The organism is Flavobacterium sp. W21_SRS_FM6, from assembly GCF_052119645.1.
In the GTDB taxonomy this organism is placed as follows: Bacteria; Pseudomonadota; Gammaproteobacteria; order Enterobacterales; family Alteromonadaceae; genus Paraglaciecola.
Window position 1 is genome coordinate 67,656 of the sequence record NZ_JBGQOM010000005.1, and the last position, 22,800, is coordinate 90,455.

At 42.2% G+C, this 22,800-nt stretch carries 24 protein-coding genes; 13 read left to right on the forward strand and 11 right to left on the reverse strand.

From position 1 onward, the window contains the following. The first annotated feature begins 27 nt into the window (after nt 1–27). Both ACEN2L_RS09985 and hda read left to right on the forward strand, forming a co-directional pair. Nucleotides 28–1,119 carry a DUF2066 domain-containing protein gene (locus ACEN2L_RS09985; RefSeq protein WP_441743486.1) on the forward strand — a complete coding sequence of 364 codons (1,092 nt, stop codon included), beginning with the start codon at nt 28–30 and terminating at the stop codon, nt 1,117–1,119. Further along, nucleotides 1,119–1,829, forward strand: coding sequence for a DnaA regulatory inactivator Hda (gene hda / locus ACEN2L_RS09990; RefSeq protein ID WP_441743487.1), 711 nt, complete (start codon nt 1,119–1,121; stop codon nt 1,827–1,829). The genes ACEN2L_RS09985 and hda overlap by 1 nt, the downstream gene beginning before the upstream one ends. An 88-nt stretch (nt 1,830–1,917) precedes the next feature. Here hda and ACEN2L_RS09995 read toward each other — a convergent pair whose 3' ends face one another. Genes ACEN2L_RS09995 through arsC form a run of 4 tightly spaced genes read right to left on the reverse strand, consistent with a single transcriptional unit; the run spans nt 1,918 to nt 5,219 of the window. After that, nucleotides 1,918–3,846, reverse strand: coding sequence for a hypothetical protein (locus ACEN2L_RS09995; RefSeq protein ID WP_441743488.1), 1,929 nt, complete (start codon nt 3,844–3,846; stop codon nt 1,918–1,920). Between the two features lie 3 nt (nt 3,847–3,849). Next, nucleotides 3,850–4,275 carry a DUF2069 domain-containing protein gene (locus tag ACEN2L_RS10000; RefSeq protein WP_306020204.1) on the reverse strand — a complete coding sequence of 142 codons (426 nt, stop codon included), beginning with the start codon at nt 4,273–4,275 and terminating at the stop codon, nt 3,850–3,852. 3 nt (nt 4,276–4,278) lie between these two features. Further along, nucleotides 4,279–4,869 carry an NAD(P)H:quinone oxidoreductase gene (gene wrbA / locus ACEN2L_RS10005; RefSeq protein WP_306020205.1) on the reverse strand — a complete coding sequence of 197 codons (591 nt, stop codon included), beginning with the start codon at nt 4,867–4,869 and terminating at the stop codon, nt 4,279–4,281. Next, nucleotides 4,866–5,219 (reverse strand): arsenate reductase (glutaredoxin), encoded by a 354-nt coding sequence (gene arsC, locus ACEN2L_RS10010; RefSeq protein WP_441743489.1) that lies wholly within the window; start codon nt 5,217–5,219, stop codon nt 4,866–4,868. The genes wrbA and arsC overlap by 4 nt, the downstream gene beginning before the upstream one ends. 79 nt (nt 5,220–5,298) lie before the next feature. On the opposite strand from arsC, the gene ACEN2L_RS10015 reads away from it, so the two are divergent. Next, nucleotides 5,299–5,763, forward strand: coding sequence for a TlpA family protein disulfide reductase (locus ACEN2L_RS10015; protein ID WP_441743490.1), 465 nt, complete (start codon nt 5,299–5,301; stop codon nt 5,761–5,763). On the opposite strand, the gene ACEN2L_RS10020 is transcribed toward ACEN2L_RS10015, so the two are convergent. Next, nucleotides 5,749–7,203: a beta-barrel assembly-enhancing protease gene (locus ACEN2L_RS10020; protein WP_441743491.1), complete on the reverse strand. Its 1,455-nt coding sequence runs from the start codon at nt 7,201–7,203 to the stop codon at nt 5,749–5,751. The two genes, ACEN2L_RS10015 and ACEN2L_RS10020, sit on opposite strands and share 15 nt — an antisense overlap. A gap of 447 nt (nt 7,204–7,650) precedes the next feature. Between ACEN2L_RS10020 and ACEN2L_RS10025 the strand changes: the two genes are divergently transcribed. Next, nucleotides 7,651–8,736: an AI-2E family transporter gene (locus tag ACEN2L_RS10025; RefSeq protein ID WP_306020208.1), complete on the forward strand. Its 1,086-nt coding sequence runs from the start codon at nt 7,651–7,653 to the stop codon at nt 8,734–8,736. 52 nt (nt 8,737–8,788) lie between these two features. Here ACEN2L_RS10025 and bcp read toward each other — a convergent pair whose 3' ends face one another. Beyond that, nucleotides 8,789–9,256: a thioredoxin-dependent thiol peroxidase gene (gene bcp, locus ACEN2L_RS10030; RefSeq protein WP_306020209.1), complete on the reverse strand. Its 468-nt coding sequence runs from the start codon at nt 9,254–9,256 to the stop codon at nt 8,789–8,791. Between the two features lie 55 nt (nt 9,257–9,311). Then, nucleotides 9,312–9,848: a glycine cleavage system protein R gene (locus ACEN2L_RS10035; RefSeq protein WP_441743492.1), complete on the reverse strand. Its 537-nt coding sequence runs from the start codon at nt 9,846–9,848 to the stop codon at nt 9,312–9,314. A gap of 157 nt (nt 9,849–10,005) precedes the next feature. Between ACEN2L_RS10035 and dapA the strand changes: the two genes are divergently transcribed. The 3 genes from dapA (at nt 10,006) to ACEN2L_RS10050 (ending at nt 13,264) form a co-directional block, all read left to right on the forward strand. Continuing rightward, on the forward strand, nt 10,006–10,887 hold the full coding sequence (dapA, locus tag ACEN2L_RS10040) for a 4-hydroxy-tetrahydrodipicolinate synthase (RefSeq protein WP_306020211.1): 882 nt from the start codon (nt 10,006–10,008) through the stop codon (nt 10,885–10,887). Between the two features lie 9 nt (nt 10,888–10,896). Then, nucleotides 10,897–12,006, forward strand: a complete 1,110-nt coding sequence (bamC, locus tag ACEN2L_RS10045; RefSeq protein WP_306020213.1) for an outer membrane protein assembly factor BamC — start codon at nt 10,897–10,899, stop codon at nt 12,004–12,006. Between the two features lie 127 nt (nt 12,007–12,133). Then, a complete protein-coding gene (locus ACEN2L_RS10050; protein ID WP_441743493.1) occupies nt 12,134–13,264 on the forward strand; it encodes a phosphoribosylaminoimidazolesuccinocarboxamide synthase in 1,131 nt (376 codons plus the stop codon). Nucleotides 13,265–13,408: 144 nt separating this feature from the next. On the opposite strand, the gene ACEN2L_RS10055 is transcribed toward ACEN2L_RS10050, so the two are convergent. Next, nucleotides 13,409–14,758 (reverse strand): sensor histidine kinase, encoded by a 1,350-nt coding sequence (locus tag ACEN2L_RS10055; protein ID WP_441743494.1) that lies wholly within the window; start codon nt 14,756–14,758, stop codon nt 13,409–13,411. A gap of 1 nt (nt 14,759) precedes the next feature. Further along, nucleotides 14,760–15,467 (reverse strand): response regulator transcription factor, encoded by a 708-nt coding sequence (locus ACEN2L_RS10060; protein WP_441743495.1) that lies wholly within the window; start codon nt 15,465–15,467, stop codon nt 14,760–14,762. A gap of 159 nt (nt 15,468–15,626) precedes the next feature. On the opposite strand from ACEN2L_RS10060, the gene ACEN2L_RS10065 reads away from it, so the two are divergent. The 3 genes from ACEN2L_RS10065 to ACEN2L_RS10075 all read left to right on the forward strand — a co-directional run bounded on the left by ACEN2L_RS10065 (nt 15,627) and on the right by ACEN2L_RS10075 (nt 17,862). Beyond that, complete coding sequence (locus tag ACEN2L_RS10065; protein WP_441743496.1) at nt 15,627–16,082, forward strand: Spy/CpxP family protein refolding chaperone; 456 nt, start codon at nt 15,627–15,629, stop codon at nt 16,080–16,082. Nucleotides 16,083–16,503: 421 nt separating this feature from the next. Further along, complete coding sequence (locus ACEN2L_RS10070; protein ID WP_441743497.1) at nt 16,504–16,875, forward strand: PA2779 family protein; 372 nt, start codon at nt 16,504–16,506, stop codon at nt 16,873–16,875. Nucleotides 16,876–16,914: 39 nt separating this feature from the next. After that, on the forward strand, nt 16,915–17,862 hold the full coding sequence (locus ACEN2L_RS10075) for a PA2778 family cysteine peptidase (RefSeq protein WP_441743498.1): 948 nt from the start codon (nt 16,915–16,917) through the stop codon (nt 17,860–17,862). 17 nt (nt 17,863–17,879) lie between these two features. Here ACEN2L_RS10075 and ACEN2L_RS10080 read toward each other — a convergent pair whose 3' ends face one another. Together ACEN2L_RS10080 and astA are read right to left on the reverse strand one after the other, a co-directional pair. After that, nucleotides 17,880–18,773: an alpha/beta hydrolase gene (locus ACEN2L_RS10080; RefSeq protein WP_441743499.1), complete on the reverse strand. Its 894-nt coding sequence runs from the start codon at nt 18,771–18,773 to the stop codon at nt 17,880–17,882. Between the two features lie 233 nt (nt 18,774–19,006). After that, nucleotides 19,007–20,026, reverse strand: a complete 1,020-nt coding sequence (gene astA, locus ACEN2L_RS10085; RefSeq protein ID WP_441743500.1) for an arginine N-succinyltransferase — start codon at nt 20,024–20,026, stop codon at nt 19,007–19,009. Nucleotides 20,027–20,159: 133 nt separating this feature from the next. Between astA and ACEN2L_RS10090 the strand changes: the two genes are divergently transcribed. The 3 genes from ACEN2L_RS10090 to ACEN2L_RS10100 all read left to right on the forward strand — a co-directional run bounded on the left by ACEN2L_RS10090 (nt 20,160) and on the right by ACEN2L_RS10100 (nt 22,782). Further along, entirely contained in the window at nt 20,160–20,588 is a 429-nt protein-coding gene (locus tag ACEN2L_RS10090) for an Lrp/AsnC family transcriptional regulator (RefSeq protein ID WP_306020225.1), read from the forward strand. 81 nt (nt 20,589–20,669) lie between these two features. Then, nucleotides 20,670–21,596, forward strand: coding sequence for a DMT family transporter (locus ACEN2L_RS10095; RefSeq protein WP_441743501.1), 927 nt, complete (start codon nt 20,670–20,672; stop codon nt 21,594–21,596). 361 nt (nt 21,597–21,957) lie between these two features. Then, nucleotides 21,958–22,782, forward strand: coding sequence for a hypothetical protein (locus tag ACEN2L_RS10100; RefSeq protein ID WP_441743502.1), 825 nt, complete (start codon nt 21,958–21,960; stop codon nt 22,780–22,782). Nucleotides 22,783–22,800: the final 18 nt, after the last annotated feature.

Sequence of the window (22,800 nt, forward strand, 5' to 3'; positions counted from 1 at the left end):
CTAGTGGTAAAGGAGAACGGGTACCAGATGTCATCAGTTATATTTTTACGCCAAATTGTGATGTGTACCTTATTGTCAATGCTGTTTTTTGCATCGGCCTCAGCGGTGGTTATTGAGGATCTTTATGACGCCAAAGTGCCAGTGACAGACCAAGCTGAAGCAACCCAGAATAAAGCCATTAAACAAGCACTCAAACAAGTTTTTGTTAAGGTTAGTGGTTCGCAAACCCTGCTTAATGATGAAAAGATTGTGAAACACCTTAGTAGGGCATCTACCTTAATTCGCTCATACAGTTACGAGAGAAAGTTGAATCAACTTTTCTTAGTGGTCAATTTTGACCAAGAAAAAATTCAGAATGCATTAAGAACTGCTGGGTTTGCTGTGTGGGATAAGCGTCGCCCCGATACCTTGCTGTGGTTAGCTATTGAAGATAAACAGCAAGATAAATACATTTTAAATGCTGACAATCAGCCTATGTTTGTGCAGCGTCTAATTGAGCAAGCTCAAATCCGTGGCATTAGAGTGGGCTTCCCTTTGTGGGACTTAAACGATATGCAGTTAGTCGATGTTTATACAATTTGGGGTGGTTTTGCTCAGCAAATAGCCAGTGCAAGTGAACGATACGATCATAAAACGCTGCTATCAGCGCGAATTTATTTTGAGTCAATTGACCCAAGTAATGATAATAGTGGTAAACAACAATGGCTAGCAGATTGGACGATGTCAGATAATGGTCAAGTAACAAATGGCCAAGTGAGTGGGCCTCAGTCTGACTTACTGGCTGACGAAATTATTAATGTGGTGGCGCAGCAATTGTCGGATAAATACGCCATTAGTCAGCAGAATCGTTTACTGAATGCGGTCACAACGAAAATTGTTATTAATAACGTGAACGCTATTAGTCGTTATGCTGCGGTGCTAAAATTTTTGAATGGTTTGAGTGTCGTGTCAAAGGCCACCTTGATTTCTCAGCAAGGTGAAAAGGCGACATTTGAATTAGAATTGTTAGGCAATACTGACGACTTACTCAATACGTTTCGCTTAGATAATATTATTACACCGGTGAGCAGTTCCCTAGAGCAAGAGCAAACTAACTTGGAATTTAAGTGGGCCAACTAATGAGTAAGCAGCTTTCACTGCCGGTATCATTAAAGGATGAGGTAACCTTTGACAACTTTATTGTGGGTGAAAACCAACAGTTAGTCAGTCACTTACAACAACTAATCTTCAATCAAGACAACGCTCAGCCACTGCCGTGGTTAACTTACTTCTTTGCTGAAACGGGACTGGGAAAAAGTCATCTATTGTTTTCTATGTGTTATTTAGCAGAACAGCAAAATAAGAGTTGTGTGTATCTTAGTTTTAAAGATAAAGACTATTTAGCCGTAGAAATGTTGGAAGGTTTGGAGTTATACGATCTAGTTTGTTTTGACGACGTTGAACTCGTCGAAGATGAACTCGAATGGCAAGTGGCCTTGTTTGATCTCATCAACAGAGTAAAAGAGCATGGTCACAGCCGACTGGTTGTTGCTGGTCGTTACGGTTTGCAGGCCTTACCTCTGCAACTACCTGATTTAGTCTCGCGTTTGAGTTGGGGAGTGAGCTTTCGTCTGGCGCCTTTAGAAGACGCCGAGCGCTGCGATGCTATTATCATTCGCGCTGAACAACGGGGGCTGAGTATGTCGATGGAAGTTGCTCGATTTTTAATTAATCACTTGCAACGAGATTTACCTGCTTTGATGCAAAGTTTAGATAAACTCGACGAGTTCTCGCTGCAGCAGCAACGAAAACTCACCATACCTTTTGTGAAATCTACCTTAAAGCTCTAGCTTATTTACGCACTCGTGAAAAAGCCATATCAGTACCCTAACAACATCGCTCAGACAGACTCACCTTAACGATTGAAGGTGATTTCTCTCAAGGTATCGCTGGTGAGTTTGGATAGTGTTGCCAATAATCTTCAACCGCTAAGGGCAAAGGACTGAGAGGCTTAGCCTGTAAATTACTGGCATTGCTATTAGAACTCAAATTGATATTACTAAACCAATCATCCCCTGAGCGCATAGTAACCGGGGCTGGAAGGGTGCTTTGAATATTGGCGACATCCAGCTCAGGAAAGACAGTTTCGACCACCGCTTTGACTCGCTGTTGTATCTGAGGTGCATTATTTCGATCTCTTTGCCCCCAGCTCACCACAAGCTCTTCATTTTCCACCGTGCTTATAATGGCGACATCGGCGCTGACACCTAAGCGATAAGCCATCATAAAATGCCCAAATAAAGTGGCAAAGTCTTCTCGAATTGTGGAGTAGCAATAGTAGTCTGGAGCGAAATCAGGCGTGAATAAAGCCACGACATCCTGTGCTTCTAATGCTAATTGGTTCGGCGTTGCTGTGTTACCGGAAAAGCTGACATCAGCCAACTGTTTTAAATCTTCTGAATTTAAAGGGTAAATCTGGCTAAATCTGCTAGATGATGCAGCATGGTTGCTGGAATAACTTAAAGGGTTATTGTTAGCTGATATTTGATCCCAGCTAGTTGGCGGAAAAAAATCGTTAGCATGGCCTAATTCGTGATACATCAACCAACTAGCATTGGCTTCTAAGGCTGAAAAGGGCTTAGTTAAACGACTCGCAGCTGGATAATCACCGTTGCGAATGTAATATTGATTATTTTTGACATAGCGCCAAGGGATCATAAATTGCAGTGCGTCACCAAAACTACTGCGGTAATCAGCTTGATCGTTTAGGGTGTCACGCTCTTGTGGCGTCAACCAAAAGTTAGCCGCGTCAAGATATATAGCGCCTGTCGCTGACCAATAAAAAGACGGACGAACATCATAGGCAATCACAATAGCGGTGGTTGCTCTGAGTAATTTCAACATATCATCTGCGGTACTCGACTGTTGTAAAAACTGCTTAAATCTGTCGCCCATCCAAGCATGTGACACCACTAAACGCGATAGAACATCGTCTACCGTAGGGCTAAGGGTTTCGCTACCGAGTAAGGGTAAGGTAGCAAAACTACAGGTTGAAGAAAGTTGGTTATTGTAAATACAATCCACTAGTACATCAGCATATTTACCGTCACTGATATAAGGCTTTACTTCACTTGTTACGATGCGGTCTGCATAATTAGGGAAGTAGCCGTCGTCGTTAATACTAGTATTTTTAATCAGTACATAGCTATTATCTGTGGCCACACTGCCATCACTAAAGTTAAGGGTGGCGGAAAATTCTAATACCGTATCTTGGCTAACTTCTGGCGCCTTAAAAAATAAATAATACTGTTCAGGTGTGAAATCGATAACTCGAGGACCCGCTACTTGGCGCCAAGTTATGGAGGTAATGTCGGCCGTATTAGCTGTGCCTGTTTTATCCGCCCTTAACGATACTTTTGCTTGTTCTACCGCTACGTGATCTAATCTGACTGTTGCTTGTTCAGTGTTATTTTGCACTGCACTAAAGTGAATGGTTTTTTGTATTGGGGCTGAGGAAGATAATGTCACGGTAAGTTCGAAGCTATAGTTTGCTGCTTGAGAAATATCAAAAGAAATCACTTGGCTAGTGGGTGCTAAAAACTGCAATTCAGGCCCACTGATTTGCTGCCATTTAACCGTTTTAATAGTGTCATTGCTGGCAATTACTGCGAGGCTTGCTGCTTGGTTAGTTTGGAATGTGTCAGGATAAAAAAGTTGCAAACCATCTTCTACACGCTTTGGGCTAACCGATAACTGCTCATTAGGCTCTTGCACGGGTGTTGATGGCGATATATCCGAATCACCAGAACCACCACATGCTTGCAAAATTAAGCTCAATAAGAGGGAAAGACTAAAGCGTTTTATCATTGTTTAACCTCGTCTGTTTTGCTCAAATGCTTGTTTTTCTTCAGCCAATTCTTCTTTGAGTTTACGAATACCTAAACCTAGTTCACGGCCTCGTAGCCGAGCATAAAAGCTACACCCAGTAAAAAGTGCGCTACACAATACAATTTCAACCAGGGCATAAAGTCTTTCTCCTTCAACGGCATAAACGGCCGTCAAACCATGCAGTAAGTAATACATCACGATAAAATTGGTCCACGCATGCGTATAGGGTTTGCCCTGCACTAAGCCTTTGATGGGTAACAAGATAGGCACTATCCATAATATGACAGTAAACAGAGTCGACGTGGCTTTATCAGGTGTTAAGAAGAAATGCCAAATGACTAACCAAACAAGCAGTAAAAAATAACTACTCAGGGTTAATCGGCGATAGAACAGCGTATCAAATTTCATTAATTATCCTAGTTGACTGGCAATAGAGGCTAAACGTTTACCTTGAGCGATACACAAGGTAATTTCTTCACTACTTAATTTGTTTGGCGCGTGCTTTTCGGCTAAATGGCTTACGCCGTAGGGGCTGCCGCCAGTTTTTGTGGTGTGCAATTCTGGCAGCGAGTAGGGTAATCCACAAATTAGCATACCGTGATGCAGGAGTGGCAACATCATGCTTAACAAGGTTGTTTCTTGACCGCCATGCATGCTGGCAGTTGAGGTAAATACGCAGGCAGGCTTACCTTGCAATACACCAGCTAACCACTCTTTGCTGGTTTCATCTAAAAAATACTTAAGCGGAGCGGCCATATTGCCAAAACGTGTAGGACTGCCCAGCGCAAGACCGCCGCATTCGGCTAAGTCCTCTAAGCTAACATAAGGGTCACCTGTTTCAGGCACACTTGAATGTAAGGCGCCAAGATTATTAGAAACTTCGGGTACCGTGCGTAACCTTGCTTGTAAACCGGCTTGTTCCACCCCTAAAGCAATTTTATTTGCCATGGCCTGAGTCGCACCATGTCGACTGTAATAAAGTACTAATATATCTTTTTTCATACTAGGCTAAGCACGTTTTCGGGTGGACGACCCAGCACTGACTTACCTTGATAGCATACGATTGGCCGTTCAATCAGTTTTGGATTGGCGACCATTGCGTCTATTAATTGTGCTTCGCTTACACTCTCCTCATCTAAGCCCAATTCTTTGTATACTGCTTCCCCTTTACGCATCAGTTGTCTCGCACTACTAAAACCAAGCTGTTGAATAATGGTTTGCAACTCACTATGGTTTGGTGGCGTAATTTGATAGTCAATGACACTAGGGCTCAGCCCTTGTTGTTCTAACAGCTGAAGGGTTTGACGGCTTTTTGAGCAACGATTGTTGTGGTAAATAATAAGTTCAGACATAAGCATTACGATTATTAGTATAAAAACGCCATTGTAACCTGTATTTTCTCAATACAACAAAACGGAGACACAATAAACAATGAAAAAATGGCAGTGGGCAGCTTTAGCTATTTTAGCTCTAGGTACGGGCATATTGGCTAATTGGACCATGAAAAAAGACTTTGTTACCTTAGATGGTGAGGCCTATCAATGGCAGGACTTCAACGGGCAGTGGGTAGTGGTCAACTATTTTGCGCGCTGGTGTGCCCCTTGCCTCAGAGAAATTCCAGAATTAAACCGCTTTCATCGAGAGAACCAAGATATACCCATCTTTGCTATCAGTTTTGACCCACTGAGCAAAGAAGAGCTCTCTGAGCTTCGAGATACTTACCAAATCGCTTTTCCCATTCTAATCAACATTGAAGCTGTGCTTTGGCCACAAGCGCCTACAGTATTACCCCATACCATCATTATTAATCCGCAGGGGCAAGTAGCCATAGAACTTAAAGGGGAGCAAAGCGCCGCTAGCTTAAAACAGCTTATTGACCAACTACAAGGCTCTTAATTTCTCTTGGGCGTCTCTAAATTGTTCGATTCTGGCACGAATTCTTTGTTTTTCGAGTTGTTTAGTATCTGCAAAATTATAGGCACTTTGCAGCTCATCTATGGCTCTAGGGTAAGCCGCTAATTGGGCAAAAATTTCCGCTTTGACTTGATGCATTTCCAGTGGTTGTTGGTTGCCGCGATATGCATCACCGAGCAGTTCGTAAGCCAACAAGTAATTGGGGTTGATTAATAAAAAGTCCTTCAACAGGCTGATGCCTTTGGCATATTGTTTATCTTTAATCAGCGCGTTAGCTAAATTGAGCACCAATACTTGGTTTCTAGGGGCATGGGCTAGCTCATTGGTTAGTCGCGAAATGGCCGCTGAAAATTGCTTAGTTTCAATGGCAATGTCGGTATACACATCTAAGTAAAATAGATTGCTGGGGTCTTTTTCTAGCAACCGTAAGATAATGTCTTGTGCCTGACTATATTGTTCATTGGCTAAATAAGATAAAGCCAAGCCGTACTCAGCGGCTTCTTTAAACACATAAGCTTGCTTGTCTAAACTCGCGGTGAAATATTCGATATTGTATTGGGGTTTAGCATAATAGCGCGCAATGATTCTCGACTTGGCCAAATGAAAGCGCAAACTTTCAGGCACCGGTCCAGTGTTGTAACTTAGCGCTCTGCTGCGCGCATCGGCAACGCGAGACTCAGGTAAGGGGTGAGTTTGTAAAAAGGCTAAACTACTCGATTTTAAACGGTTTTTTTCAGTTAAGGTTGAAAAGAAATCACTCGCGCCATTAGGATCAAATCCGGCTTGCGCCAAAATGCGAATGCCGATTCGGTCAGCTTCTTTCTCATTTTGCCGAGTATAATTTATCGATGCTTGCTGCGATGCTGCACTACTGGCGGAAATAGCCGCCATACCCGCTTCTGGGTTGGCGACGGCCAATAAAATACTGCCGAGCAAAGAGGCGATTTGTAAGGGGGATGACTTCTGTCTTTCTTCAATACTTCTTGCAATGTGCCGTTGTGTAACGTGCGTGACTTCGTGAGCCAAAACTGAGGCTAGCTCAGATTCATTTTTGGCATTAAATATTAATCCGGTGTGAATACCTACATGACCACCAAAAAAGGCAAATGCATTTATCTCTGGGCTATTTAAAATAAAAAATTTAAAACTAAATTTAACGTCATCTGCCTGCGCAACTAAGCGATTGCCTAAATCCTGAATATATTCATCCAACAAGGGGTCACTAATTACCGGTCCTTGACCTCTGAGTTGACGCATCAAAGCATCACCAATAAGCAACTCTTTATCTAAACTGATTGCACTAGAGGCAACTACGCCAATTTCAGGTAACTGATTTTTTTTGTTATCTGCATGGCTAGTAAAGCCAATACCGAGCAAAAAACTGAGCGAGATGAGGTTTAACTTATGTCTTCTTTTTATCATTTAATTGGTCTAGTTATTTTATCCAAAGGATGCGAATTGGTTAACACATCTTGTTTTGCTACTTTTGAACGCTGTAGTCCTGTATTAGTTCATTTCAAGCTGTTACCAAGCGTAACTAAAATAGTGATTTGCCCGCCTTATTTAAGCTTGAATATGATGTTAATCTATTGCATCACGACCTTATACAAAGGAAGTAGTTAGCACAAGGCTAAACCAAGCTGGTATTAATAATTTAGCCATATTTCTGACGATTAGCCGAATTCAGACAGGGCTGTTAAGGGGACTGGATCAAAATCATGTATTGAACTTTGGCTAAATAGTGAATCCATTTTTTAGCAATGTGAATGCTTATGATTTTATTCAGTAGCACGGTAAGATAGTGGTGTTTGTTTATATTTTAACAAGTGTTTTTAATTCAATTTAATCTGCGAACAACAAGGAATATAAATGTTTCACGTTTTTGAGCGTTGGTATAAACGAAAGTTTTCTGATCCTGATTCTGCCATGTTGCTCATCATGTTATTGGTTTCGTCTTTATTGCTATTAGTGTGGGGCGGAATTTTAATGCCTGCCATTGTTGCTGCTGTCATTGCTTATCTGCTTGATTGGCCAGTAACCAAATTAAACCAATTAGGCTTGTCACGCAGTATTTCTACTGGTGTAGTCATGCTCGCTTTTATCAGTATCTCAATCTTAACTTTTATTGGTGTCGTGCCAGTGGTCACTCAGCAGAGTATTAACCTTATCAAAGAGACGCCCCAAATTTGGGCTGGAGGCCAAGATTGGTTGATTCACCTGCCTGATACCTATCCTGATTTTATTCAGGTTACCCATATTCAGCATATGCTAGATGGCGTAAACGAGAAGGTAGTCGTGTTTGGAGAGAAATTGGTTTCTGCCTCTTTTAGTTCTTTGGGCGATTTGGGTATGCTCTTAATATACCTTGTTCTTGTGCCGCTCATGGTGTTTTTCATGTTGAAAGACAAAGATGAACTGGTGAGAAACGTTTCTAGTTTGTTACCTTCAGAGCGTCGATTAATTAAGCAAGTTGGCTCTGAAATGAATGCACAAATTGCCAATTACATTCGTGGCAAAGTCATCGAAATCCTGATTGTTGGCGTAGTTTCAGCCATAACCTTTGCGTTTATGGATTTGCGTTACGCCTTACTCCTTGGCGTTTTGGTAGGCTTCTCGGTTTTGATACCTTATATCGGAGCGGCTGTTGTTACCATCCCGGTTGCTATTGTGGCCCTATTTCAATGGGGCTTAACACCTGACTTTTGGTATCTAATGATTGCCTACGGCATTATTCAAGCCCTAGATGGCAACGCCTTGGTGCCTATTTTGTTTTCTGAAGCGGTCAGTTTGCATCCCATTTATATCATCATTGCTGTGCTATTTTTTGGCGGCTTATGGGGATTCTGGGGCGTGTTTTTTGCTATTCCGTTAGCGACCCTTGTGAAGGCGGTAATTAATGCGTGGTCAGGCCCTAAACCTTTACCTGAGCAAGATACACCTTTGCTCGAGCAATAAAAACACAGTAGGTTAACAGTGAAAGGACAGCCATGGCTGTCCTTTTTTGCAATTACTTATTGCTTAAATAAGTCAATACTACTTCGTGATGATTCTTGGTGGTAAATTTATCGAACACTTTTTCGATAGTGCCTTGCTCATCAATTAAAAAGCTAATGCGGTGTATACCGTCGAACTCTTTGCCCATGAATTTTTTCGGCCCCCATACACCAAAGGCGTCAGCTACACTGTGATCTTCATCTGATAGCAGTGAAAAATTAAGCTGCTCTTTTTCAATAAATTTTGGTAATCGTTTAACGGCGTCAGGGCTTACTCCAAACACCACGACATTGTGTTGTTCAAGTTCACCAATGTTGTCGCGCAAACACTGTGCTTGAATCGTGCAACCCGGCGTCATGGCCTTTGGATAAAAATACATTAATACCTTTTTGCCGGCCAATTCGCGAAGCGATACGGTCTGATTGTTTTCATTTAGAAGTGAAAAAGCGGGGGCGTTATCGCCTGCTTGTAACATTTGCATGATATTTCCTATTTTATAGAATGGTGAATCACTTAGTCGCTTACTTACGCAGCCCTTAGTGATTTTGTTTAATCGAACCCTGTAAATTTAACTCTGTCAATAAACCCTGAAAGGCCAATTCAACTTCTGCTACCGAGATATGATGGGGAATTGATACCACCATTTTACAGGTCATTTGATCCGGACTTACATTTAAGTCATGTGGGTTTTTGGCCGTTTTTAAACGAAATGCACTAACCGAGATGGTAAATTGCGCGAAAAATCCGGTTATTTTTTTAATAACACCGGTGGCGTTCTCACCCATGATGACTACGTCAGCAATATGCTCTAAATTTTGTTTGCAATGGCGTTTAGTGCGTTTCAATAAACACAATAACTCCAGTTTTTGACACGTTTGTGCAATGGAAAACTCGGCATTAGCAATAGCGGCTTGGCTGCCTTCAATTATCATGGTGAGCGAAAAGTCTTGACCAAAAACGGCCTGACGGCTGTCAAGAATATTACATCCCACATCGCAGACGGTATCAGCGATGGCACTTAACATACCGAATTTGTCGGTTCCCAAGATAGTCACTACAAGCTGTTGACTCATTATTTAATCTTTTTGAACAAGCTATTTATGCCTATAACATACCTGAAAATACCTTGATTGATCCAGTTTCAATTATTAAGCAGCGAAAGCCTAATTCATTGCTTGTTTTTAACGGGTTAGGTCTTTACCATTAGGCGCGAAAAATTTAGGAGAAGGCATGTTTACTGGTAGTTATGTAGCACTCGTTACCCCAATGGATGATCATGGACAAATCGATTATTCATCTCTACAAAAATTGGTTAATTTTCATATTGAAAACGGTACGCACGGCATTGTAGCTGTTGGTACGACAGGCGAGTCGGCCACCTTACCTTTTGATGAGCATATTGAAGTAGTTAAACGAGTCGTTGAATTTGCCCAAGGCAAAATTCCAGTGATCGCAGGCAGTGGCGCCAACTCCACTGACGAAGCTATCTTTTTAAGCAAACAGCTGGCTGACAGTGGAATAAGCGGTTTTTTGAGTGTGGTTCCTTATTACAACAAACCCCAGCAGCGTGGTTTAGTTGCACACTTTAACGCCATTGCAGATGCCACCGACTTACCCGTTATTTTGTACAACGTACCAGGTCGTACCGTCACCGATATGTTGCCTGAAACTGTGGCTGAGCTGGCTAAACATCCTAAAATTGTTGGCTTAAAAGATGCCACTGGCGACCTAGTTCGTTTAAAAGAAACCCAAAAGCTTGTACCTGAAGATTTTTTATTGCTCAGTGGCGATGATCAAACGGGTTGTGCTTTTTTAGCGGCCGGTGGTCACGGAGTAATTTCAGTAACAGCGAACCTAGTGCCAAAACAAATGTCACAGATGTGTGAGGCTGCTTTCGCCGGTGATTACTCATTAGCGCAACAAATAGACAACAAGATAGCCTCACTTCACACAGCATTATTTATTGAGCCAAATCCAGTGATGCCCAAATGGGCCCTGTATAAAATGGGACTGATGAAATCTGCTTTTTTACGACTACCTTTGGTTGAGTCAGAACCAGAGAGTCAACAACATATTGAACAAGTCATGCGCAGTTCTGGCGTATTATTTTAAGGAGATAGCATGACACTTAAGTTTTTTGCTGGCAGTGTGGTTTCGTTAGCCATTTTAACTGCTTGCAGCTCAGTAGAAGATAGAGAAGTGGCGAGCGGTGGCTTTGCGTATTTAAAAAATGAACCCGGCCAACAAATTAAAATACCTGCTGATATCGATACACCAAATTTTAATGATACCTATAAGCTACCAGCTTTAGGCAAAGAGGCACCACGCAACATCGTTGGTGAAAAACTCAGTATTTTATCACCAGCCTTAGTACTGCCCTTAGTGACCGGTTCACATGTAGAAGAGGGCTCCAAAGCCGCCACGGTATGGTTCGACAAAATTGACGATAGCCAAGCACTTGATACGACTATTTGGAATTCTTTATTAGCCTTCTTAGAAAGCCAAGGCATTGGCGTTCAGTCATTCGACAAAGAAAAACAACAGCTTATTTCTGACTGGATGATCATTAACGAAGGTGAAGAAGACGATAGCTGGTACAGCTGGTCTAAATCAGAGCGCAGTATCGGGCAGCGTTTTGAGTTTAATTTAGATTTAAAGCCTCATGGGCGTATTGCCTCTTTGAGTGTGGATCTAGTTGATTACAAAGAAAGAAAAACAACAGAGGGTCCAGAGCTTCTCACCTCGGCTGATGAACGTCGCCAAGAAGTTGAAATTCTTAATCAAGTTATCGACCATTATGAACGTGAAATTCGTTTAGCAACGGCACAGCGTATTCAAAAAATACGTCAAGGTTTAGTGATGGAGCTAGGTTTCGATAGCGATGGTGAATCGGCTTATGTGGTTGATGCTGAGTATGATATTGCTTGGCCGCGTTTGTTACTTGTGCTTAGAAAACTTGGTTTTGACGTGAAAGATTACGACAAGTCAAATGGCCTATTATTTGTAAAATATAATGGCTCTGAAGGCGGGTGGTGGAGTAATCTGTGGTCTAAAGACGAATACGCACTTGATTTAAAAACCGAAGATTATCGAATTAAAGTAGAAGATTTGGGTGAGAAAACATCGATCACTTTACTTGATGATGAAAGCAAAGCTTTTCCTGCTAATAAAATGACCGACCTGTTTCCGACAATTTCACGTACCATGGCGGCAGACGACCTAGACATTTAAAACCGGTCACGCCTAGCGAGCAGGTAGATTCATTTAGCTTTTAATGTTTTGTAATAAAGCACCCAGCATCATGCTAGGTGCTTTTTGTTTTTGATTGATTCAGTTTTAACTTGCATAGAAAGACACTATGCCTTCAATAAGAGTGATTTCGGCCATGCCATACAGTGATAGAATTTTAGCGGTTAACAACGATTTACCGATCCGAACAGCGCTACCTGTGCATAGCGGGAAAGTCAGGTCGGTATATTGGTTAACTGAGGCTGATAGCCGGCGTTTAATTCAACAAAAATCATATAATGTGCCCCTCGATACACCCTTAGCAATCATGGTTATTAGTGACCGGATATCTGCTTTTGATTGCATTTGGCACGGTGAAGATGGTTTGGCGGGGGTACCAGGTAAAGGCGCTGCGTTAAACGCAATTTCAAACCATTGGTTCAGCCAATTTAAACAACAGGGTTTGGCTGAAAGCCATATCCTTGATATTCCTCACCCCTTTGTTTGGATCGTGCAAAAAGCGCAACCTGTGCGTATAGAAGCGATTTGTCGCCAGTATATTACCGGCTCAATGTGGCGCGCTTATGAAAAAGGCGAACGTGATTTTTGCGGTATTACCTTACCTGAAGGCCTAGTGAAAGACGGAAAGTTAAATGAGCTATTATTTACGCCTTCAACGAAAGGCATACTAACAGGCATACCCGGTGTGCCTGAAGCTGATGATGTTAATATTACCCGCGACGATATCGTTAAGCATTATGGCGCATTTAATTTCGCTAAAATTGCCGATATCAGCTTGTATGAAAAACTGCTGCGTGAGGGATTTAACCTTATCTCCAGTGCTCTGTCAGACATTGGACAAATCTTTGTTGATACCAAATTCGAATTTGGTTATGTCAAAGATCTGCAAGGCAACGATAAACTTATTTATATGGATGAGGTCGGTACACCGGATTCATCGCGAATTTGGGATGCTGAGCAATACCAACAAGGTAAGATCGTTGAAAACTCAAAAGAAGGGTTTAGGCAGTTACTGTTAAAGCATTTTCCTGATCCAGACATTCTACTGAATAAAGAGCGCATGGCTGAACGTGAAGCTTTGGCCTGTAATAACGCCTTACCTCTAGAAGTGTTAATGGATGTGTCTCGCACTTATATTGACATAGCTGAAAAAATCACCGGTAAAAAAATTGAGTTGAGCACTAATCCAAAAGTCGAAATTATTCAGATTTTACGCGACGACTATCAGTTAGTTGATTAATTGATAATCCACAAAACTCAATGGCAGATCTTATCGCTAGTTCATATCGACAGACCACATCGACAGATCTCATCGCTTTGTCGATGTGATCTGTCATTGGGCATGTTTGTCTTCTTCAATACACAAAGGCTCATTGTCGCAGGCTTACAGTACTGGGACAGTGATAGTCACGAGTAGTCCGCCTTCTCGTTGATTTTCCATCTGTAATTGACCCTGATGTTTGTTAATAGCTCTTGCAGCAATACTTAAGCCTAAACCAAACCCAGGCGTATGCATGTGATTACCTGCGCGGTAAAAAGGGCGTAGCAGCTGGCTTAATTCCGCTTCATCCACTCCTTCACCGTGGTCGCGAATTGACAGAGTCACTTCATTATTTTCTCTAGCAAGGCTGACTTCTACCGGTTTGGCGGTAGGAGAATATTTGCATGCATTGCCGATAATATTGCCTAAGGCTTGATGAAAGGCTTCTGGAAATCCTTTAATTTCACATTCACTCAGGGCTGAATCAAATTTAATGGGCACGTCTGGGTATTGCACAGCCATATTTTCAATAACGTGTAGACAAAGTTGTTGTATATCGAAACGCTGGGCACTTTGTTGATCTTGCTCAAGCTTAGAATAATTGAGGATTTGCTGGATCAATTGATCAATGCGTACACAGTCACTATTTATTTGTAATGCATGCCTATTTTCAGGCATTTTTTGTTCAATTAATGCAGCAGAAACTTGTAAGCGGGCCAGCGGGGCGCGTAACTCGTGAGATACATCATGCAGCAGTTGTTGTTGAGCTAATACGGTTTTCTGCGTCTGTTTTACCATGTAGTCAATATCATGGGCGAGAGCGCCCAATTCATCGCCTCGTTGTAATAACTTACTCGGCAGTTCAGTTACTTGTTGTTGGTTGGCAAAACGACGGCTAAAAATACCCAAGCTTTTCAGCGGGGCCACAATACTCCAACTTAATAAGGCACTGACAAGGGCTGAAGCAAACAAAATAAAAACAAACTGAAGCGATTGAAATCTGAACAGGACTTGTTTAAAAATCCTAGGCGGCTCTGGCTCGGCTACATAAACCTGATATTCAATATTAGAGGGGCCTAAAACGCTCACTTGTTCTAGTTCGTCGATATTCTCCTTTTTTAATCGATATCGGTAAATAGTATGCTGGTTTTTATCGACAATTCGCATGGGGATAAGGCGTTCGCTGCGACCTGATTGTTTTTGCTCCCACTGTTTGATTTTACTTGCCAGCTTGTCCGAACTAAAACCATCGTTTTCGTAGCGCCACACCATTCTTTCGGCTTGGGTCGTGACCTCAGCAATATACCGTTGATGAGCCTCTGCTGATGAAAAGCTATTCACCATAACAAAACCTGTTGCAAACATAACCAACATGCTCGTTAACCAAAACGCAATGAAAATACGCCAGAATAGTCGTTTAAAACCCAAAGTATTGACTAGATCGTTAGTCCAATGATGAAGCGCTTGCAGCATGTTAATCTTCTACACGTTCGGTAAGCATTTGGTATCCCATACCACGAACCGACTTAATCACATCAACCACACCCATTGCAGCTAGTTTTTGCCGTATGCGGCTGAGATGGACGTCCATGCTTCTGTCATATGCGTCTAATTGGCGATTGAGCACTTCTAAGGTCATATCTTGTTTACTGATGGCATGGCCGGCATGCTCCATTAAAAAGCGCAGAGCATTAAATTCTGCACTGGTAAAGACTGCGACTTGGCCATTAACCGACACCGAGCGAGAACCACTATCAAGCACAATACCATGTAACTGATAGTGTTGATTGTTGCTTAGTGGCTCTTGGTGGGTGCGACGTAAAATGGCCCGTATACGTGCTGCCAACTCTCTAGGATTGCAGGGTTTCGCTAAATAGTCATCAGCGCCCATTTCCAGACCAACGATTCGATCGATATCATCCCCTCGGCCGGTTAACATCAAAATGGGAACTTTACTTTTGGCGCGCACAGTTCTAAGTACATCAAGCCCAGAAACCTTGGGCATCATGATATCTAGCACGACCGTATCAAATTCAGTGTGCTGGATTAAACGCGCAATGGCCTCATCGCCAGAATGCAAGCTGGTCACATCAAAACCATCTTCTTGCAGATATTCTTGCAATAAAGCACAAAGGGTTTTGTCGTCATCGACTAATAGTATTTGGGGTTTTTCATTTTTCATGTGGGCAGTGTAATCGTTATTTTGCGTGCAAAAACTGAACTTTACCTAACTTTACACTAGCTTAACCCTACTTATCGATTGTTCGATGCATACTTTGTCTCGCTGATGACCAATTACATAAAATCTTGGTTATCCCTTAACCAGATAGAGGAATTTAAAATGAAGAAATTTATATCAGTTATTTTATTAAGTGCTTGTGTGGCTAGCTCGGCATTTGCCAAAGAGCATGGTGATAGAAATCGAGACCACAGAGGCGATGGCCCAATGCCTTTGCATAAATTAGTTAAGGTGCTTGATTTAAGTGAAGCGCAAATTGAGCAATTTAAATTGCTTAAACAGGAGTCGAAAGAGGGACGTTCGCAAAAGAATCGTGACGATTCTGTGATGATGAAATTGGCAGATCTTGACCCAAACGCCAATGACTACGCCGATAGCCTAAGTCAGCTTGCTGATGCAAGGGCAGAGCAAGCACGAGCTCGGTTTTTAGTCATGGCTGAACGACGAGCTAAAATGCAAGAGATCCTAACACCCGAACAATTGGATAAACTTAAGTTGATGCAAGAGAAGCGTGAAAAACGCGGTAAAAAGCAAAGAGAGCGTCAATCTGAAAGCTAAAGCCAATTGCTACCTTTACCAAGCCGCCTCTTCTTAGGCGGCTTTTTTAATCATTGTTGCGCTAATGTTACCCATGAGTAGGTGTGACCAAACTCACACTTGATATTCATTTGCTGGACTGGCAATTTGAAGAAGCACCCATCAGAGATGTGTCACAACTCTCGTAAATAGCTTGCGTTACGAGGCGATTAACTATGTAATCTTTACATGATCGATAGAACATCTTGCAGATGTGTCCTGTCGATTTATCTTGCTGTTTATGATTAACAGTCAGCCAAACCTTTAATTGCAAGGGCTGTAGCCACTATTACAAACATGGAAACCTTTTTGCTTACTCCTAAGTATCTGCATTCGCGTTTTTTGAGCAGTGTCAGGCCTTACCAACTTGACTTAAAACAACAATTAATAGGATAACTTCATTATGAAAACACGTTTAAAAACCACAATTGCCACCACGTTTTTATTGTTAAGCGCCGGACATGCCAGTGCTGGTGTGTATAGCTCAGACCAAGCGATTTCTAGCCAACAGTACCAATACAATAAACAACAAGTTTTAAATTTAGTAGACAGTGCAGAAGTACAGCAAAAATTAACCACCTTGGGTGTTAGCCCTGCAGAAGCAAAAATGCGTGTTGAAAATATGACCAACGAAGAGCTCATTACTTTCAATCAACAAATGAACGACATGCCCGCTGGTGGCATAATCGGTACTATTGTGACTGTATTAGTCGTGGTAGCGGTACTCGACCTTATGGGGATCACCGACGTCTATCCGTTTATCCGTCCTATTTAATCGCCGATGGTTAAACAACTCAGAATAGTAGCTGGCCTGATGGTCAGCTTTATTTTTTTAGCAGGGTGCCAAACTCCGCCGCAAACTCAGTCTTTATTGCAAAGTCCGCCTGCAATTAACAAGCAACATCTCATTGAAACCATGCCTTTCTATCCTCAACAGCAATATTTTTGTGGACCAACAACCTTGTCGGAAGTCGCTAATTTTTATGGGAGAGAGGTAAGCCCAGAACAAATCGCACCTATGACATTTGTGCCTGGTTTGGATGGAAGTCTACAAATTGAAATGGTGGCAGCGACTCGTCAATTAGGTATGGTTGCCTATGCTCAACAAGGTGACTTAGCTCTACTCCTTAGTTTAGTGGCGAATAACGTGCCGGTTATAGTACTACAAAACAACAGTATCAATTTGTTTCCACAGTGGCACTATGCGGTTGTGATTGGATATGATTTAGATACGCAGCAAGTGACGTTACACAGTGGGGTAACCGCTTTTCATACCCTCAACCTGGCAACCTTCGAGCGCACTTGGCAACGTGGCCAGTATTGGATGTTGGCTATGTTACCTCCTACATCGACGGATCCATTACTCGCCCCCTTTGTCTATACAAAAGCCTGTCAGGATCTACTCGATACAGGTCAAAGTGAGGCAGGGATTGAGGCCCTAAAAAGTGCAATTAAACAATGGCCAGATTATTGGCTATCGTATTTTTTATTGGCCAATCATTATCTAGCTCACGACCCTCAAGAAGCGGTAAAGTGGTTTGCACAGGGTGAAAATTATGGCAAACATGAAGTGTCATATTTAAATAATTATGCTTATGCACTCGGTAAATTGCAGTGTTTTGCACAGGCCGAATCGCTCATCAAACAAGCACTAATTCTCGCGCCCCATGATGAAAATGTCCTCGACACCCAGCAACATCTGCTTACTGATAGGAAGAAAGTGGCCCAGCCAGTTTGTCAGACAGATAAAGCTGACCAATAGAGCAGTGATAGGGGCGCTTACAATAGCCCCATATTGCCTAACCATTCTCCTAAATTAGCAAACCAATCATATTCATTGCGCAAGCCAAAACCATGACCACCGCTAGGGACAATCAGCATTTGAGTAGAGATTTTGCGCTTGTGTAAGGCCCTATAGTAAGAAAGTGAGTTTTCTACCGGCACTGCGACATCATCTCCGGCATGAACAATAAACGCTGGGGGAGCTGAATCACTCACTTGTTTTTCAATTGAATAATGTTGGACTTGCTGAGGATTGGGTTGTGGTCCAATGAGTTTGTCTCTTGAGCCTAGGTGTGTGATTTCTTGCTCGAAGCTGATAACTGGATAGACTAATATTTGAAAATCTGGTCGCAGGTTTTCCCCCTCAAGAGCCGGATTGATTGCTTGCTTATATAATATTGCCGCAGATGCTGCCAAATGCCCGCCGGCAGAAAAGCCCATGATACCTACTTTATGTGGATTTAAATGCCATTTTGGCGCTTGGCTCCTAACCCAATGAATCGCTTGCTGAGCATCCTGTAATGGACCTGTGGTTTTATCCTGCATACTCTGTGCTAAGGGCATACGATACTTTAAGACAAAGGCCGTCACGCCAAGTTCGCGCAAGCGTTCTGCGACTTGATACCCCTCTTTTACAATCGACACACCTGCATAACCCCCTCCAGGTAAAATGATCACTGAGGTTCCATTAGCTATTTGGGGATTAGGGATATAGGCTCGTATGCTGGGATGTGTCACATTCATTATAAATGCGTCAGGATGGGCTGCTTCACGCACGTATTCTAAATTAGCCGTTGAAATGGATCCGGGAATGGTGCCGCTATAAAGGGCAAACTCCTCAAAAGAGGATAGGGGCCTGGGGGAGGCTTCAACGTTTTTTTGTGACTGCATCGTGCAACTCAATAAAAAAAGGGGTAGGAGTAAATAATATCGGCTTCGCATTGCGCTGTCGGCTCTCAATTAATTTTATTGAGCCAATAAAATATAATGCCACCTGAGAGTCAACCAAAGCCTGCTTATTTATTCACTATGTCATCATGTATTTTATGATATTGCACATTGAGTAAGTCATTAGGCAGCCTACTCACTGCTTTGAAAAAGCTGCAATGACCCGAATGAGTCAATTAAAGGGTTAAAAATCGGACTAGATCATTGTTTGCTAGCAGCAAATTTTCTGCGATTTCTGGGCTAATAGTCAAAACAAGGCTTTTATCATCATAACTTACCTGATTGGAGACCGTGGCACGAAAATCGCAAACCTTGGTATTACACAGCATAATATTGTCGTTGCTGCTTACATCAGCGATATTAACGGTAGCGGTGATACTGTCATTGACACTGCGTATTTCATTTAGCTGGGCTTCGACCGTCGGACCTGCATCAAATAAATCAATATACCCCTTATGTGCGAAGCCTTCTTGTTGCAATAAGCGTAAGGCAGGAACCGTATTATCGTGAGCTTGCCCGATGACTGCTTGGGCCGCTTGACTGAGTAAGCTGACATAAATGGGATGTTTTGGCATTAACTCAGAGATAAAGTGTTTTTCGCCTACACCAACTAAGTGCACTGCGTCATTAAATTCAATATCAAAAAAGTGTTCTTGTAACCATTGCCAAAAAGGTGACTTGCCATGCTGGTCGCTGACACCGCGCATCTCTGCAATGACGGTAGATGAAAATCGCTGTGGATGCTGCGCCATAAATAAAAAACGGATCTTTGACAGCAATCGGCCAGCCAAACCCTTACGGTAGGCTTCACGTAAAAACAAGGTGCAGATCTCAGTGGCACCATGATAGTCATTACACACATTAAGGGTACTAACGAGTTTATTTACCCCCAAATTTTTTGAGCATTGTTTGATATTGCTAAGCCGATAGTGATACAGGGGGGAGGTCATGCCAACAGACGCTTCTATGCCCGTGGTGCCGAGAATTTCTTTGCTGTCTGTATCTTCTAGCACAAATAAATAGCTGCCATCGTGATTTACCGGATTCAGATTATTCACGGTATTTTCTACTGCTTGAATTTTTGCGCCAAGCTGCTCGTCACATTGCGGTAAAGACGTAAAACCGTGACCCGACTCAATAGCTATTTGCTGCAAAGCGCTGAAATCATCTGAGCGAATGGGTCTAATTATGTGCATGAAAGTAGCTTACCTATTTAATTATGCTGCGATTGAGCAGTCCCTATTGTTCATGAAACGAAGGTAAATTTGCAGTGTTAAACTGGTTAAATTGACAGTAAAATAAAGCAAATTAACCAAATTAATGTGCAAAATGATAAATGATAAAGACGAACAACTGATTTCGATATTACGGAGTAATGCCAGAGCGACGATCTCTGATCTGGCCAGAGTCCTCAATTTATCCCGTTCAACGGTGCAAAATCGTTTAACTAAATTAGAGCAAACAGGCGTGATCAAAGGGTATTCAGTGGAGTTTGGTAGTCAGTACTTAAGTGAACTCGTTTGTTCACACGTCGCAATTAAAGTCAGGCAAAAGCTCACGGCAAAAACCAATAGCCAATTGCGTTTAATCAGTCAGATAGCCGAGCTATATGCAATAAGTGGTGAGTTTGATCTTATTGCAGTGGTTCAAGCTCAATCTTTGGAACAATTAAGTCAATTATTAGACGATATTGGTAACCTCGAAGGGGTAGAGCGCACCAATTCCTCTGTAATTTTGGAGACGAAGTTTAAACGTTAATTTCGACATGAAGAGGTGGGTGTTTAAGGCCCATCTTATAGTACAATCCCGGTCCAGAATTTTGGTGGTGAGAGCTCATTAATGCGCAGTACCTTGTTATATGTTTTGACAGTTTTAATTTGGGGCTCAACGTGGCTCGCTATCGAATTTCAACTAGGCGTGGTAGCGCCTGAAGCGTCCTTGGTTTACCGTTTTGCCATTGCAGCCGGTTTAATGTGGGCCTACTGCCTTATTAAAAAACTTCCTTTAAAGTACGAAGCCAAAGATCATTTGTTTTTTATATGCCTAGCAGTATGTAACTTTGGTGGTAATTACTTGATGTTGTATTGGGCGCAGGCTCATCTAACTTCCGCCATGACGTCTATCGCTTTTTCAACTTTGTTACTGATGAATATTGTCAATAATCGCTTATTTTTTGGTAAAGCCATTGCTCCGCGAATGTTTGTGGGCGCAGGCCTTGGCTTAGCCGGTATTGTTGCCTTGTTTTGGCAGGACATTAAAGTCTTTGATATGTCTAGCGAAGCCATGATCGGTTTGGGCTTGTCAATTGGAGGCACCATGATCGCGTCACTGGGTAACATGACGAGCGTGCGAAATTCACAACGTAACATCGGCGTATTGCAGGGTAATGCGTGGGGCATGTTATATGCGGCCGGCTTTTTGTCAGTGTATGTGATGTTAAGTGGCGGGCAATTCAGTTTCGATACACGGGCCGCTTATGTGGGCTCCTTATTGTATTTAAGTGTTTTTGGTACTGTATTGGCTTTTGCATTTTATTTTATTTTGATAAAAGACATCGGCCCAGAAAAAGCCAGTTATACCGTGGTGTTATTTCCAGTTGTGGCCGTGGTATTAAGCATCTTATTTGAAGGATTTGTACTACAAGCCAACTCATTTTTAGGTTTTATTTTAGTCTTGAGTGGCAACATCATCGTATTGACTCCCTTTAGAAAACTCAGAGCTTTACTCTTGCCTGTGAAACCGACGACCGATAATCAGCTACGCTAAACTGTTTGCGCATTTCTTGGTAAATTTTGCGCACTGGCTTGGTGCGTATTACAGTCGCTAAGGCATCGTTGCCCAACAATGGCGCCAATACATCCGCTCATTTCCTTTACTTAAGGCTTAAGAACGAGCTTTGTAAGGCAAAGAATAATTTAGTTCCTCATGGCATAAAACCTGCTGCACTAATCAGTCGTAAAGGGGATGATGAATCGAGTTTCGATTTGGCTTTTGTTCTGCCCCTAGCTTTTGCTTAAACCTTTATCTGTACAGGAGATAAGCACCTTGTTGTATCTAGTAAAAGCAGGGTGGTACCCCGGCTAGTTATCGACTGACAAACCTAAACAAACGAGGAGAAAGTGCTGTTATGTTTCACCTATGGATGATGTTAATTGGCCTATTATTCGCGGCTCTGCTGATACTGTTTTATAAACATTACAGAGCCAAAGATAAAGTCACGCTGCAAAGAGAAGGATTGCGTTATCTTCAACAACTGCGTTTGTTGCTAAATTTATTGCAAAAACATCGAAGTATGGTTGCTCATTATGTGCAAAACGAGCCGGAGTTAGACAGTGAAATTAAGCATATTCAACAAGACATTAAGCTTAATATTGATGACATATTGCAAAAAAACAATAAGATCCTCGCTAATGAATTGTGGTTAAGTATCAGCGAACATTGGGCCAAATTAAGCCAAAACTTTCCATCACACTCGGCGGATAACAATGTCTTGCAACACAACTCATTGATCCAGAATGTACTGTATTTAATTGACGATATTGCCCTTGGTCATGGTTTGACTCGTTTAAAATTGAGCGGCATCAAAAATAATCGGGTGCTGTGGTGCGAATGGTTAGTCGCCCTTGAGTGTATCGATCAAGTCAAAACGATGGGCACCACTGTTTTACTGGATGGTGCTTGCAACAATACCGCGCGCATTCGTCTTACGCATTTACAACAAAAAATTACCGAAACCACAGATAGGGCATGGCGCGGTGGTTTGCCCGCTAACGAAGAGCAAAAGGCAAAGGTCAATCAGTTGTTGGCCTGTATTAAAATTGAAATAATTAACGCGTCACAGAATCAATCTATCAACTTACGGAGCAAAGATTATTGCCAACTGTGTGACTCTGTAAGAGACAAGCAATATGAGGTATTTGACCAATTATTGTCGCAAACATCAGTCGGCTAGTGAATCGCTTTGTCACTT

Bases quoted from the DNA above. Each gene is read 5' to 3' on its own strand.
- ACEN2L_RS09985 (WP_441743486.1), top strand. From the start codon at position 28: ATGTCATCAGTTATATTTTTACGCCAAATTGTGATGTGTACCTTATTG.
- hda (WP_441743487.1), top strand. From the start codon at position 1,119: ATGAGTAAGCAGCTTTCACTGCCGGTATCATTAAAGGATGAGGTAACC.
- ACEN2L_RS09995 (WP_441743488.1), bottom strand. From the start codon at position 3,846: ATGATAAAACGCTTTAGTCTTTCCCTCTTATTGAGCTTAATTTTGCAA.
- ACEN2L_RS10000 (WP_306020204.1), bottom strand. From the start codon at position 4,275: ATGAAATTTGATACGCTGTTCTATCGCCGATTAACCCTGAGTAGTTAT.
- wrbA (WP_306020205.1), bottom strand. From the start codon at position 4,869: ATGAAAAAAGATATATTAGTACTTTATTACAGTCGACATGGTGCGACT.
- arsC (WP_441743489.1), bottom strand. From the start codon at position 5,219: ATGTCTGAACTTATTATTTACCACAACAATCGTTGCTCAAAAAGCCGT.
- ACEN2L_RS10015 (WP_441743490.1), top strand. From the start codon at position 5,299: ATGAAAAAATGGCAGTGGGCAGCTTTAGCTATTTTAGCTCTAGGTACG.
- ACEN2L_RS10020 (WP_441743491.1), bottom strand. From the start codon at position 7,203: ATGATAAAAAGAAGACATAAGTTAAACCTCATCTCGCTCAGTTTTTTG.
- ACEN2L_RS10025 (WP_306020208.1), top strand. From the start codon at position 7,651: ATGTTTCACGTTTTTGAGCGTTGGTATAAACGAAAGTTTTCTGATCCT.
- bcp (WP_306020209.1), bottom strand. From the start codon at position 9,256: ATGCAAATGTTACAAGCAGGCGATAACGCCCCCGCTTTTTCACTTCTA.
- ACEN2L_RS10035 (WP_441743492.1), bottom strand. From the start codon at position 9,848: ATGAGTCAACAGCTTGTAGTGACTATCTTGGGAACCGACAAATTCGGT.
- dapA (WP_306020211.1), top strand. From the start codon at position 10,006: ATGTTTACTGGTAGTTATGTAGCACTCGTTACCCCAATGGATGATCAT.
- bamC (WP_306020213.1), top strand. From the start codon at position 10,897: ATGACACTTAAGTTTTTTGCTGGCAGTGTGGTTTCGTTAGCCATTTTA.
- ACEN2L_RS10050 (WP_441743493.1), top strand. From the start codon at position 12,134: ATGCCTTCAATAAGAGTGATTTCGGCCATGCCATACAGTGATAGAATT.
- ACEN2L_RS10055 (WP_441743494.1), bottom strand. From the start codon at position 14,758: ATGCTGCAAGCGCTTCATCATTGGACTAACGATCTAGTCAATACTTTG.
- ACEN2L_RS10060 (WP_441743495.1), bottom strand. From the start codon at position 15,467: ATGAAAAATGAAAAACCCCAAATACTATTAGTCGATGACGACAAAACC.
- ACEN2L_RS10065 (WP_441743496.1), top strand. From the start codon at position 15,627: ATGAAGAAATTTATATCAGTTATTTTATTAAGTGCTTGTGTGGCTAGC.
- ACEN2L_RS10070 (WP_441743497.1), top strand. From the start codon at position 16,504: ATGAAAACACGTTTAAAAACCACAATTGCCACCACGTTTTTATTGTTA.
- ACEN2L_RS10075 (WP_441743498.1), top strand. From the start codon at position 16,915: ATGGTCAGCTTTATTTTTTTAGCAGGGTGCCAAACTCCGCCGCAAACT.
- ACEN2L_RS10080 (WP_441743499.1), bottom strand. From the start codon at position 18,773: ATGCAGTCACAAAAAAACGTTGAAGCCTCCCCCAGGCCCCTATCCTCT.
- astA (WP_441743500.1), bottom strand. From the start codon at position 20,026: ATGCACATAATTAGACCCATTCGCTCAGATGATTTCAGCGCTTTGCAG.
- ACEN2L_RS10090 (WP_306020225.1), top strand. From the start codon at position 20,160: ATGATAAATGATAAAGACGAACAACTGATTTCGATATTACGGAGTAAT.
- ACEN2L_RS10095 (WP_441743501.1), top strand. From the start codon at position 20,670: ATGCGCAGTACCTTGTTATATGTTTTGACAGTTTTAATTTGGGGCTCA.
- ACEN2L_RS10100 (WP_441743502.1), top strand. From the start codon at position 21,958: ATGTTTCACCTATGGATGATGTTAATTGGCCTATTATTCGCGGCTCTG.